Origin of the sequence: Pseudomonas sp. BCA17, assembly GCF_004519405.1 — a bacterium.
Lineage (GTDB): Bacteria > Pseudomonadota > Gammaproteobacteria > Pseudomonadales > Pseudomonadaceae > Aquipseudomonas.
This window is the reverse complement of sequence record NZ_SGWI01000005.1, coordinates 66,153-78,386: the sequence shown is the minus strand read 5'-3', so window position 1 is coordinate 78,386 and position 12,234 is coordinate 66,153. Positions and strand designations below refer to the sequence as shown.

The window sequence follows — 12,234 nt, the reverse complement described above, 5'->3', positions numbered from 1 at the left end:
CAAGCCCGCCTCCCGCATCAGATTTGCTGTGCCCTGAGGCCGGCGTTAAGCGGCTTGGGCTTTCTGAACACCAGCACATTGCCCAACATCACCAGCACCAACCCCATCAACGCCGGGGCGGTCCATTGGTAGCCTTCGGCAAACGCCGACACATTCAGCGCTACCACCGGAAACAGCACCGTGCAGTACGCCGCGCGCTCCGGGCCCATGCGGCCGACCAGCGTGAGGTAGGCGGTAAAGCCGATCACCGAACCCGGAATCACCAGGTACCACAGGGCGCCGATATAACGCGCGCTCCAATCCATATCGAACGGTATACCGCGCACGACACAGTAGGTCGCCAGCATCGCCGAGCCATACACCATGCCCCACGCATTGGTGGTCAACGGCTTGAGCCCGGCCTTCTGCTGCAGGCTCGACAACAGGTTGCCCGCCGAAAAGCACATCGTGCCGAGCAAGGCCAAGCCCAGGCCGAGCAAGGTCTGCGGGCTGGCGGTATGCCCGACCACCTCCGGCCAGAACAGCAAGCCCAGCCCCAGCAGCCCCAGCGCGCCGCCCATCAACACGTTACGCGCCACCCGTTGGCCGAAGAACACTCGGGCATTCAACGCGTTCCACAGCGTGGCCGTGGAAAACACCACCGCCACCAACCCGCTGGGGATCCACTGGCTGGCGGTAAGAAAACACATGAAGTTGACGCAGAACAGGCACCCCCCCTGGGCCAGGCAAATCAGGTGCCCGCGCCGGTTCATCACCTGCAGCTTGCGGCTGAGCAGCAACAGCGCAAACAACACCAACGCCGCCAGGCCGAAGCGATAGACGATCGACACCGGAATTGCCACCACGCCCAACTGCCACTTGAGGGCGATCCAAGTGGTGCCCCAGATCAGCACCGTGAGTAAATACAGGAAAAGGTTCATAGCAGGCTCCGTCGATAGAGCCACAGTGTCACCGCCCATCCGCGCAATGCACTTGCAGATTCTTGCGCTTTTGTCGGGCGGTGGGATCACAGCGCCAGCCGCCCGGAGTAGGATGCAAGGCGTCGGAGAATACGCCATGCCAGCCCTGGAAACCCTGCAAGTCTTTCAGTCCCTTAACCGCTCGCCCAACGCACGCCTGGAAGCCTGCGCCGAGCTCGGTGACGGTTTGTCTGCGGCCGTGTGGAGCAACCACCACGATGCTCAGGATTACCAGGCGCCCGGCCATCACACCCTGTCCTGCTACATCGGCGGCGGCACCGGCACGTTTCGGCGTGACCAGCCGGGCACCAAGGGTGGCCCCGACAAGCTGTGCATCCTGCCCGCCGAGCATCAGTCGGCCTGGGTGATCAACGGCGAAATCCGCCTGGCCCATGTGTATTTCAGCCCGGAGCAATTTGCCCTGGGTTGCGTCACCCTGCTCGACCGCGAGCCGCGCGCGCTGCAATTGCGCGAAAGCACCTTTCTCGAGGACGCCGCCCAGGCCCGACGTTTTCACCAGTTGGTCGCCCTCAACTGGCATGAGCCCGCCGAGCGCCTGCTGACCAGCAGCCTGGCCCATGAAATGCTCAGCCATACCCTGCTCAGCCAGGTCGGCGCACGCGACGGACTGCGCTTGAAAGGCGGGCTGGCGGCCTACCAGCGCCGGCTGTTGACGGCGTACATCGACCACCACCTGGAAGACGCGATCAGCCTGGGGCAACTGGCCGGACTGTGTGCGCTGTCGGAATACCATTTTGCGCGGATGTTCCGTCAAAGCTTCGGCCTGCCGCCCCATCAATATCTCTTGGCGCGACGCCTGGCCCGCGCGCAAGCCCTTCTGCGCGGCGGTGCGTTGCCATTGAGCGAGATCGCCTGGATGTGCGGCTTTTCCAGCGCCAGCCACTTCACCCATCGTTTTCGCCAGGCGGTGGGCGCCACGCCCGGAGAATACCGCCAGGCATTGCGCACCTAGGTCATCAAGCCCAACGTCTTGGCTTTGGCCACCGCCTGGGTGCGCCGCTCCACGCCGAGTTTGCTATGGATGCGCCGCGCGTGGGTCTTGACGGTGTGCAGGGAAATAAACAGGCGGTCGGCGATTTCCAGGTTGGAGTTGCCCAGGGCGATCAGCTGCAACACTTCCAGCTCGCGCTGACTCAGGGGATTGTCCGCCGCGCCCTCTGGAGACGCATGCGTCTCCAGGCCCAATTCGCTCAACAGCCCGGGCGAGCGCAAGCGCAGTTCGCGCAGCGCCTGTTGTATCTGGCAACGCTGCGCCAGTGCCTGCCCGGTTTGCAGCGCATGGCGAGCCAGGGTCGAATCGCCCAACTGCCAGGCCACTTCACCCAGTGCCAGGTGTAATTCGGTTTCCAGGCACAGCATGCCGCGTTGTCGAGTGGTGTCGAGCAAGGCATTGAGCCGCGCGATGGGTTGATCGGCGCAGCCCAGCTTGACCTCGGCCAGCACCAGCAGGTATTCCAGGCGCGGCACCAGTTCCAGGGTGGCCGGCGGCGCCTGGAGCGCCCGGGGGCCACGAAAGTGACGCAATACCCGACGCACCGCTTCCACCGTCAATTCAGCCCGCCCCTGCTGCAGCCAGAAGTGCCCACTGACCAACAACAGCACGGCGCGGTACACCGTGTCCGGTACCTGGCGTTGCTGCATCAATCGCTCGGCGTCACGCAACTGGATAAAAGCCTGGGCGTAATCGCCACGATTGGCCGCCAGCAGCGCCAAGCCGAGAAACCCATACAGCACGCGCTTGTCGTGGCTGTGCAGGCACAGGTTCAAGCCTTCAGTGAAACACTCGCTCGCCAGGGTGTCTTGCCCTTGGCGCAACGCCAGGTGCCCACGTCGCAGAGCGATACGCCCGGCCAGCGGCCCGGCCTTGAGGCGCTGGCGAACCAGCATCGCCTGTACCGTTTCCAGCAGGCTTTGTGCACGATATGGCGCACCGCGCTGCTCCAGCAGTTGAGCGTGATCCAGCTCAAGCAAGGCCTCCAGGACCAGCGAGCCATGGGCGCGGGCCAGGCACAGGGCCTCGCGGCTCAAGGCTTGGGCCACGTCCAGTTCGCCGCGCAGCAACGCTTGCTGGGTCAGGCCCGACAGGCACATCAAACGCGAGGTCCAGGCGCTGTCGGGCAAGGCTTGCAGCGCCTCCAGAAAATGTTCGCGGGAGCGCTCGGCATCGCCGCCCAAATGCAACAGCCAGCCCCATTGCGCCTGCCAGCGCGCCAACAAAAGGCGCTGTTGCGCCGCCGTCGGCTGCGGAGCAAACCGTGCAAGCTGGTCGATACACACACCCGCTTGTTCAAAGCGCCCGGCAAACAGCAACGCGGCCGTCACCAACCCGACCAGTTGCGCCGAGCCCAACATCAATTCATCACCGTGCTGCTCATGCAAACGCAACAACAGCACGGCGTTTTCCCCTCGGAACAAATCCTCGAAACTGAAATGCTGCAACAGGCTCACCGCCACTTCGTACTCTTCAGCGAGCAGCGCCTGTTCAAAGGCCGCTTGCCAATCACGCTCGCCGGTAAACCATTGGCAGGCGCGTCGATGCCAGGAGCGTTTGGCCGGCCAGGGTGCTTCGCGCAGCAATCGCGCCAACGGCGGGAACACCTGCAGCCAGTCCGGGGTGTCTTCCCAGGGCTGGATGAAGGCACCGAGGGCCTGCAACTCCCGCAGGTAGTGGTCACCGTCACCGAAGCCGAACAGGTGCTCACACAACCCCGGATTGAATCGTGGCAAATGCGCCAGCACGCGCCAGGCTTCGGCCAGCTCAGGCGTCAAGGTGCTGAACAGCTCATGTTGCAGGTAGTCGAGCAAGGTTTTGTCGGGATGGCCGTCGCCGAGCAACGCGATGCGCACCCCGGCGCACCAACCGCCACTGAACTGCATCACACGGTCGAGGGTATGCCCGGCGCCGAGCAATGGCTGGATTTCCGCAGGGCTGAACAGCAGCTCGTTGCACTCCAAGAGTTCATCGTCGAGCAGCAGGCGTGACCAGTTGCACGCCGGTCGCCGCCGCGCGCCGAGCCACCAGGTGAGTGCCGGGCCGGCGGCGGTGAGCAGGCGGTCAAGCAAGGCGTCCAGCTCGGGGGCGGGCAGACGGCAAAAATCATCGAGGAACACCCATCCCGGGTGCTGCCAGCGGCCAAGGTCGAGCAACAACGTGGCCTCGTCGATAAAGGACAAGCCCAGGTTCTGCGCCAACCGTCGGCAGAAATCCAAAGGCGTGAGAGCGGCGCCATTGAGTGGCAGCCAATAGACCTGGCACCCCGCCGGCGCCTGCAATGCACACTCGGCCAACAGCGCACTTTTGCCGCTGCCGCCGGGGGCACACAGCAACTTGACCCTCGCCGACGCGGCCAGCAACGGCTCGGCCAGGCGCGGGCGCAACAGATGATGGGCGGACAGCCGTGGCATGAATCCAGGACGGTCCAGGCAGCGTGTCATGGCAGTCATTGCTGCATCCTGCTTTTTATTGTTATCTGTGCCCTACCCTAGTCCTGTGGTCGGTGGTTGTTGAAGAAGTATTCAGCACGCTGATTGTCAGCCATGCATGGAACCCAATGTGGGAGGGAGCAAGCCCTCTCCCACACGTCGATTGCATTCACATCGCTACTACCGGACGCCCTCGGACCGCAACGCCGCCGGGGTGTAATCCGCCGCCTTGGCCGCAAAGCCGAACACGAAACTGCTCTTCTCCTCGTTCTTCATGCCCAGGGCGATGTAGCGCCCGGCGATGATGTCGTACAGGGTTTCCACGGTGTAGGCCGGCACCTGGTGGTCGTAGTAGAACTGCGCATGGCCTTCGGCGACGCGCCACAGTTGGCCACGGCCGTCGTAGTGGTCCACCAGTGCGACCTGCCAACTGTCTTCGTCGATATACATGTGGCGCTTGGCATAGATGTGCCGCTCACTCGGCTTGACCGTGCCGACCACTTCCCACACCCGGTGCAGTTCGTAGCGCGTGAGGTCCTGGTTGATATGCCCGGCCTTGATGATGTCGTCGTATTTGAGGGTCGGCGAATCGAGCTTGTAGCTGTTGTAGGGGATGTACATCTCTTTTTTGCCGACCAGTTTCCAGTCATAACGGTCGGGAGCGCCGGAGAACATATCGAAGTTGTCGGTGGTGCGCAGGCCGTCGGAGGCCGTGCCCGGGCCGTCATACGACACTTGCGGCGCACGCCGCACCCGCCGCTGACCGGCGTTGTAGATCCAGGCCAGGCGCGGCTCTTTCACTTGGTCGAGGGTTTCGTGCACCAGCAGCACGTTGCCCGCCAGGCGTGCCGGCGCGGTCACCGATTGCTTGAAGAAGCTCAGCACGTTGGCTGCCTTGGCCGGGTCGATATCAGGGATGGCCTGGGGCACCGCCACTTCTTCCTCGAAGCGGATCGGCGTGTAGCTGCCGTTGGTCTGCGGGGTGGCCTGGGTGATGATGCGCCGCAGATTACCGCCGTGGTAACGGGTGATGTGGTTCCACAACACTTCCACGCCGTTCTTGGGAATCGGGAACGCGTAGTAACGGTTGCCGGTGAAATTCTCCAGGCCGTTACCGTCGTTGATGGTGTGCACGTTCAGCGCGCTGCGCTTGATCGACTCGTAGATGTCCGGTGGCAGGTTGACCGTGCGGTGGCTCGGGTATACCGGGATCTTGTAGGTCTCGGGGTAGCGCTTGAACATCGCCACCTGGCCTTCGGAGAGCTTGTCCTTGTACTTATCCACGGTCGCCGCGGTGATCACGAACAGCGGTTTTTCACTGGCGAAGGGGTCGGCCAGGAAGCCCTTGCTGTCCACCGCTCCGGCATTTTTCGGGATGCCGCCGGTCCACGCCGGGATCGAGCCATCGGCGTTACCGGCTTTCTCCGCGCCGACCGGGGTCAGGGTCGTGCCGAGCTTGGCGGCTTCTTCGGGCGATACCGCCGCCATCACGTTGGCGGCCAATACACTCAGCGCCATCACTGCAAATAGCTTACGCATAGGTTTTTGTCCTTCCTTAAAACCAGATCAGAAGTTCACGCCGAAGCTGAGGGCGATAAAGTCGCGGTCGGTCAGGGTGTTGTAGTCACCGCCAAAGAAGTCGGTGTAGCTGAGGCTGGCGGTGTAGGTGTTGCGATAGTCCGCATCCACCCCGACGCTGATCGCCTTGGCGCCTTCGTTGAAAATACCGTTGGGGCCGTAGCCACTGACGTCATGCGACCAGGACAGGTTGGGCTTGAGGTTCACCCCGGCAAACACGTTGTTGTAGTCGAGGATCGCCCTGGCGCGGTAACCCCAGGAGTTGGCGGTGACGAAACCGTCGGTATCGCCTTGGAACCCATAGGCACCGAACACCGAGTCGCGGCCGTAGCGCAGTTTGGTTTTGGCTTCCAGACCGCCGACGTGCACGAACGCCGCCTCGCCCACCAAGGTCAGGCGTTCGGCGCCCAGCACCTGGTCGAAGAATTGGGTCATGGTGCTTTGGATCTGGGTGATTTCCTTGCGGCGATAACCTGAGTTGTCGGAGCCGAACGAGCTGCGGATCGGCGACGCGGTGTTACCGGCAATCGGGTTGACCAGGGCCAGGGTCAGGTCGGTGGTGTTGAGCTGCACCGGAGCATTGGGACGGTAGCTGATCTCTCCGGTCCAGGCCGTGCCGGTGGGCAAGGTGGTGGAGAAGCTGGCGCCATACAGGCGGATGTCTTCGGGATAGTCGAGGTAATACTGGCCGCGACCGAGCATGGTGCTCTGGGCCAGCCCCGCGCCGGTGCCGGGTGCAATGGCGTTGGCGGCGTTGGCGATACGTCCGATGGTGGCCAGGCTGGTGTTGGCGGTGAGGGTTCCCACGGTGGGCGTGCGGCTGTGGTAGTTCATGAAGTACAGGCCGTATTCCGTGTCATCCCCCAGCCAGCGCAAGGCCGCACCGAACTGGCCGCCATCCCGCGCCTCACGGTCTTTGGCACGCTGCACCACCACGCCTTCGCGGGTGACCTGGAAGCCCTGGCCGAATGCCGCCGCCACCGGTTGCAACGGCGCGATCGCCGGGCTGCCGACGGTGTAATTGTTGTTGCAGCCATGGGCGACCACATCGTTGCCGAAGAAGGTGCCGCAGTTATCCACCACGGTATTTTCCCAGTTCAACTGGTAGAAACCTTCCACCGACAGCTGATTGGTCAGGCTCTGGGAGGCGAACAGCATGTTGACCGGGATCAGCCCTTCCTTGATTTCAGCGCCCGGCCGGCGGAAGGCCGAGACGTCGATGGGGTTGATGCTGTTGATCGAGTTGCCGATAAACGTACTCTCGCCCCAGCTCACCACCTGTTTACCCACGCGCACAGCGCCTGGCAGGTCGCCGATGGAATAGTTGTGATACACGAACGCATCGAGCAGCTCGTAGCCGGAAGAACGTGCGCCTTCGTCGCGGTGGTTATTGCTGATCTGTTTGAATTCGCGGTTTTCGTCTTGCAGCTCGAAGTCGTACCAGTACTTGCCGCGTACGAACACGCCGCTGTCGCCGTACTTGAGCTCCAGGTCGTGAATGCCCTTGAAGATCTTGGAGAAGGTTTCGCCCTTCTTGAAGTTCAGCCGCCCGTCATCCCCGGTGGATGCCTGCCCCGTGCCGCCGTTGGGAACCCCAACCAGCTTCTTGTCGGCATCGCGCATGCCCCAGCTGGCGCCGACCGACAGCGAAGAATCGAATTGCCCTTCGATCTCGCCGATATTGAACGAAACAGCCTGGGCCTGGGCGCAGCAACCCAGTGCCACCGCTGCAGCGAGCGCCTGTGGCGTGAAGATGGCGCGCATTGTTGTTTTTGTCATGCGTCTTCCCCGGTGAGTGACAGAAGGCTCCACCCTACTGCCGCCCGCCAAGGGGGATAAGCGCACCAAGGAGGTATTCGCGTTGTCGCTCGAAAGGATGAACAGGCGCTCTGGCCGGGCTGCGCACGGGGCCATGGATTGGATAGATAACGGGTTATCAGAGGGATGGATGGCCTATGGACGACTGTTGCCAATCTGGTAACAGTCCTTGTCCCGAACCGCTATTACTCATTTCGTTACAACGGACTATTCTTACCGGGCTTTCAGGGCAAACAGCCCGCTTCCAGCTTCGGGAGACAAGCCTGATTTAAACGGATTGGCTAATACATTCAATCTGTTACCGGTGTTCACCGACGTTGATTTATCGCTCCTTGATCCAACGTCTTACTTTGGCCGCTGCTTTTGCAGCGGCCTTTTTTATGCCCGCAATAAAACGGGGCGCTATCAGCGCCCCGTTGGATTGAGTGTTTTTCAAACAACGATCAAAGGCTGAATTTCTGCAAGTTGGCCATCATCTCCTTCAGTGCCTCGATATTGTCCTTCGGGTGTACGGCGCCCTCAAAGTCGCAAATCTGCGCCCAGTGCGCCGCCACATCATCCGGCGAGAAGCCGGCTTCGGGGTCAAAACCCACTCCCAGGCTGCGCTCCCAGCGGGTTTTGCCGATCCAACCACCCCCCACTTCGAACAACCCGGAGGTTTCCTCGCAGGCCTCGCTGCCCAGGTACACCACCAGCGGGCTGACCAGTTCCGGCTTGAGGCGTTCGAACACCTGCGGCGGGATCAGCCCTTCGGTCATACGGGTGCCGCCGGTGGGGGCGATGGCGTTGACCAGGATGTTGTTCTTGCGCCCTTCCAGCGCCAGCGTGCGGGTCAAGCCATACAAACCCAGCTTGGCCATGCCGTAGTTGGACTGGCCGAAGTTGCCGTAGATGCCTGAAGTCGAGGCGGTGAAGATCACCCGGCCATAGCCTTGTTCACGCATATGCGGCCAGGCTGCGCGGGTGACTTTATAGGCGCCTTCGACATGCACCCGGTAAACCAGGTCCCAATCGCTGTCGTCCATTTTGTGGAAGGTCTTGTCGCGCAGGATGCCGGCGTTGTTCACCACCACGTCGATGCGACCGAAGGCGTCGAGAGCGTTCTGAACGATCTTGTCACCCTCGGTGACGGAGTCATGGTTGGCTTCGGCAATGCCGCCCGCCGCACGGATTTCAGCCACCACCCGGTCAGCCGCCGAGGCATTGGCGCCTTCGCCCTGGGTCGAGCCACCCAGGTCGTTGACCAACACTTTGGCCCCATGTGCGGCGAACAGCAGCGCATGGGCCCGGCCCAATCCGCCACCGGCGCCGGTGACGATCACGACCTTATCCTGGAACTGCACTGATTCACTCATACCGAACTCCGCTGGCGACAATGGGAATGGCCTTAGTGTCAGGCACGCAGTCTCTGGTCACAATAAAGTCAGCCAAGGCTGAATGGTGCGCGATAAGGCAGCGGGATGATTACGCCGCTCAAGAACAGGCCGCACGTGACTCAGAAGAGCCAATGCGCTCGCGAAACGCCAAATAGTGTTTTAGCACCTGCACGGGGGCTTCGATCTGCGGGTAATGGCCGATCTTCGCCAGCAGCACCGTATCGGCGTGGGGCACCAACTGCTGATAACGCGCCACCATATGGGCACCGGAGATCGGGTCGACTTCGCCGTCGATCACCCTCAGGGGCACCGCGTCACGTTGCATCGCGCCCACCCAGCGCTCACGCAGGCGGCGGCGCTGTGGGATGTAAGCGATCAGTTTGTGCAGGATGCGCGGGCCGTCGTTGCAATTGAGCAGGCTCCAGAAATCATCCAGCACGCTTTCACTGGGCCGAGTGTGCGGGCCAAAAATCTGATTGAAACTGTTGGCCATCGCATTGCGCCCAAAGGTGCGGCCGATCATCCAGCCGAGCGGGCTCAGCAACAATTTCTGCACCAAGGCCGCCCGATGGGTTTCCGGGAACAGCCCACCATTGAGGAACACGCAACTGGCCATCTGAAACCGGCCTTCGTAATGGCGCGCGAGCAATTCCTGGGCGACGCTGTCGCCATAGTCATGGGCCAGTACATGCACGGGTCGCTCTATTCCAAGGTGTGCGAGCAACGCCTGCTGCAAATCCGCCTGTTCCAACAAGCAATAGTCGTGGTCCAGCGGTTTGGCCGAGTCGCCAAACCCGAGCATGTCGCAGGCGATCACCAGGTTGCGCTGGGCCAGGGGCTGCCACAGGTAATGCCAGTCCCAGCTCCCCGTGGGGAAGCCATGGATCATCAAGAGTGGCTCGCCCTGCCCCGCCACCCAGTAACGCACCGGGTAGCCACGGAAGACGAACTCCTGGCTACGTTTGCGCCAGGCTCTGAGCGGGATTTCGGCAAGAGGCATCAGCTTTTATACCCAGGATCCTGCAGGTCTAATTTACGCAACAGCGCCGGCCACGCCAGTGCACCTCCCATACCCTGGGCGCTCTTTGTGACAGCCGCCACCATCGCCTTGGCCCCGGCAAGGATTTGCGGCTCGATGGCAATCAATTCGGCGCTGCCGTTTTGCGCCAGTACCTGGATATCGCAGGCACGCTGGAAGGTGAACATCATCAGGAAGGTGTCGGCAATGGTACTGCCACAGGTGAGCAACCCATGGTTGTGCAGCATCAGAAAGTTGTTTTCACCCAGGTCGGCCTGCAGGCGGGCCTTTTCTTCGTGGTTAAGCGCCACGCCTTCATAGGCGTGATACGCCAGGCTCGACAGCACGAACAAGGATTGCTGGCTGATGGGCAGCACGCCTTGCTTCTGCGCAGAGACGGCAACACCTGCAGCGGTGTGGGTGTGCAGCACGCAGACCACGTCGTGGCGCACTTCATGGATGGCACTGTGAATGGTGTAGCCCGCCGGGTTGATCTCGTAGGGGCTGTCCATCCGCTTGTTGCCGGCCTGATCGACCTTGACCAGGCTCGAGGCGGTGATTTCGTGGAACATCAACCCATACGGGTTGATAAGAAAGTCATCGGTGCCCGGCACCTTGGCCGAAATATGAGTGAAGATCAGGTCATCCCAACCATGCGACGCCACCAGGCGATAGCAGGCCGCCAGGTCGACGCGGGTCTGCCATTCGGCAGCGCTGACCTGATCTTTGACATTCTGTGACGTTTGAATGGGAGCTAGGCTCACGGCAACGACCTCCTTGGCGCACTTCTTATTATTTTTTGAGTGAAGGGCCAGTCTAGCCAGACGTCGTGGCACACGGAGTTGCCTTGCCAGCCAGCTTGATGACTGAACGAGTCAGCCATGAGAATAGTACAAGTCGTGTCAGAGAAACGCCGCCAATAAAGGCGCGGCGGGCGTCATCGACCTGGCTGGCGTTGTGCAGGCGTTCGCGGTCAACCGCGCAGTGCAGTGACCAACTCGGCCAGCCACGGTTCGGCGTCGGCTTCGGGGGTCACGCTTTCGCTGGCGTCCAGGCGCAGCATCGGCAGGACCTCGCGTACGCCCAGCTCAGCGAACAGCTCACGCATTTGCTCGCCACCGCCGCAGAACGTGTCGCCATAACTGGCGTCGCCCAGGCCGATCACGGCTCCGGGCAGGCCGCGCCAGGCGGCGGGCAGTTGGTCGCGAATGCTCGAATACAGAGGTTGCAGGTTGTCGGGCAGCTCACCCATGCCAGTGGTGGAGGTCACCGCCAGAAACGCTTCGGGGGCAAATGCCTGCACGTCGGCCAGGGTGGCGCGAGGGTTATGCCAGGCTTCAAAACCGGCCGCGTTGAGGATGCCGACGGCGTGGCGGGCGACTTCTTCAGCCGTGCCGTAAACCGAGCCGGAAAGGATGGCGACTTTCATCAATCTGATCCTGTAGTTGAGCGAAAGCGTGGGATATTAGCAGCTGACACAAATTTTTCAGCTTACCCCGTCTAACATTCAAGACTTGCCATAAACTCCAAGTTCCAAAACAAGCCCTGGACCGCTCGATGATTAACGCCAAGCTGATGCAAATGGTCGTCAATGCTTCCAACGACGGTATCGTCGTCGCCGAACGCGAAGGCAAGGATAAACCGCTGATCTACGTCAACCCGGCGTTTGAGCGCCTGACCGGCTACGCGCTGGACGATATCCTGTATCAGGATTGCCGCTTCCTGCAGTCGGGTGACCGCGACCAACCCGCCCTGATGGCCATTCGCGAAACCCTCGACAACGGCGGTGCCTGTCGGGAAATCCTGCGTAACTACCGCAAGGACGGCAGCCATTTCTGGAACGAGCTGTCGCTTTCGACGGTGTACAACGAGGCCGACGGGCAGACGTATTTCGTCGGCGTACAAAAAGACGTCACTACCCAAGTCAAAGCCCAGCAGCGTGTGGCGCAGCTGGAAGCGCAGGTGGCCGAGCTTAAAGGCGAACTGGCGGCACTCAAGACGACAAGCGGATTTAACAAACTGTAAAAAATGCAGTCTTTAG

10 protein-coding genes are annotated in these 12,234 nt (G+C 61.7%); 2 read left to right on the top strand and 8 right to left on the bottom strand.

Annotated elements, in window-relative coordinates; genetic code table 11:
* Positions 1-17: 17 nt before the first annotated feature.
* On the bottom strand, positions 18-920 hold the full coding sequence (locus tag EXW71_RS18890) for a DMT family transporter (protein ID WP_134660227.1): 903 nt from the start codon (positions 918-920) through the stop codon (positions 18-20).
* A 136-nt stretch (positions 921-1,056) separates the two neighbouring features.
* On the opposite strand from EXW71_RS18890, the gene EXW71_RS18885 reads away from it, so the two are divergent.
* Positions 1,057-1,932, top strand: coding sequence for an AraC family transcriptional regulator (locus EXW71_RS18885; RefSeq protein WP_134660272.1), 876 nt, complete (start codon positions 1,057-1,059; stop codon positions 1,930-1,932).
* On the opposite strand, the gene EXW71_RS18880 is transcribed toward EXW71_RS18885, so the two are convergent.
* From EXW71_RS18880 to EXW71_RS18850, 7 genes are all read right to left on the bottom strand, one after another.
* Complete coding sequence (locus EXW71_RS18880; RefSeq protein WP_134660228.1) at positions 1,929-4,424, bottom strand: LuxR C-terminal-related transcriptional regulator; 2,496 nt, start codon at positions 4,422-4,424, stop codon at positions 1,929-1,931. The genes EXW71_RS18885 and EXW71_RS18880 overlap by 4 nt on opposite strands.
* A 159-nt stretch (positions 4,425-4,583) precedes the next feature.
* Positions 4,584-5,942 (bottom strand): DUF1329 domain-containing protein, encoded by a 1,359-nt coding sequence (locus EXW71_RS18875; RefSeq protein WP_123715949.1) that lies wholly within the window; start codon positions 5,940-5,942, stop codon positions 4,584-4,586.
* Between the two features lie 27 nt (positions 5,943-5,969).
* A complete protein-coding gene (locus tag EXW71_RS18870; protein WP_134660273.1) occupies positions 5,970-7,745 on the bottom strand; it encodes a DUF1302 domain-containing protein in 1,776 nt (591 codons plus the stop codon).
* A 497-nt stretch (positions 7,746-8,242) separates the two neighbouring features.
* Entirely contained in the window at positions 8,243-9,154 is a 912-nt protein-coding gene (locus EXW71_RS18865; RefSeq protein WP_134660229.1) for an SDR family oxidoreductase, read from the bottom strand.
* Between the two features lie 118 nt (positions 9,155-9,272).
* A complete protein-coding gene (locus EXW71_RS18860; protein ID WP_134660230.1) occupies positions 9,273-10,175 on the bottom strand; it encodes an alpha/beta fold hydrolase in 903 nt (300 codons plus the stop codon).
* The gene (locus tag EXW71_RS18855) at positions 10,175-10,957 is read right to left on the bottom strand and encodes a class II aldolase/adducin family protein (protein ID WP_123715945.1); all 783 of its coding nucleotides are present in this window, start codon (positions 10,955-10,957) and stop codon (positions 10,175-10,177) included. The genes EXW71_RS18860 and EXW71_RS18855 overlap by 1 nt, the downstream gene beginning before the upstream one ends.
* Positions 10,958-11,166: 209 nt before the next feature.
* Positions 11,167-11,622 (bottom strand): flavodoxin, encoded by a 456-nt coding sequence (locus tag EXW71_RS18850; protein WP_134660231.1) that lies wholly within the window; start codon positions 11,620-11,622, stop codon positions 11,167-11,169.
* A 128-nt stretch (positions 11,623-11,750) separates the two neighbouring features.
* Here EXW71_RS18850 and EXW71_RS18845 point away from each other — a divergent pair, with 128 nt between their 5' ends.
* Positions 11,751-12,218 (top strand): PAS domain S-box protein, encoded by a 468-nt coding sequence (locus EXW71_RS18845; protein WP_123715943.1) that lies wholly within the window; start codon positions 11,751-11,753, stop codon positions 12,216-12,218.
* Positions 12,219-12,234 lie beyond the last annotated feature (16 nt).

What these genes read in the sequence shown, in the direction of transcription:
- EXW71_RS18890 (WP_134660227.1), bottom strand. Translation starts at nt 920, where the DNA reads ATGAACCTTTTCCTGTATTTACTCACGGTGCTGATCTGGGGCACCACT.
- EXW71_RS18885 (WP_134660272.1), top strand. Translation starts at nt 1,057, where the DNA reads ATGCCAGCCCTGGAAACCCTGCAAGTCTTTCAGTCCCTTAACCGCTCG.
- EXW71_RS18880 (WP_134660228.1), bottom strand. Translation starts at nt 4,424, where the DNA reads ATGACTGCCATGACACGCTGCCTGGACCGTCCTGGATTCATGCCACGG.
- EXW71_RS18875 (WP_123715949.1), bottom strand. Translation starts at nt 5,942, where the DNA reads ATGCGTAAGCTATTTGCAGTGATGGCGCTGAGTGTATTGGCCGCCAAC.
- EXW71_RS18870 (WP_134660273.1), bottom strand. Translation starts at nt 7,745, where the DNA reads ATGCGCGCCATCTTCACGCCACAGGCGCTCGCTGCAGCGGTGGCACTG.
- EXW71_RS18865 (WP_134660229.1), bottom strand. Translation starts at nt 9,154, where the DNA reads ATGAGTGAATCAGTGCAGTTCCAGGATAAGGTCGTGATCGTCACCGGC.
- EXW71_RS18860 (WP_134660230.1), bottom strand. Translation starts at nt 10,175, where the DNA reads ATGCCTCTTGCCGAAATCCCGCTCAGAGCCTGGCGCAAACGTAGCCAG.
- EXW71_RS18850 (WP_134660231.1), bottom strand. Translation starts at nt 11,622, where the DNA reads ATGAAAGTCGCCATCCTTTCCGGCTCGGTTTACGGCACGGCTGAAGAA.
- EXW71_RS18845 (WP_123715943.1), top strand. Translation starts at nt 11,751, where the DNA reads ATGATTAACGCCAAGCTGATGCAAATGGTCGTCAATGCTTCCAACGAC.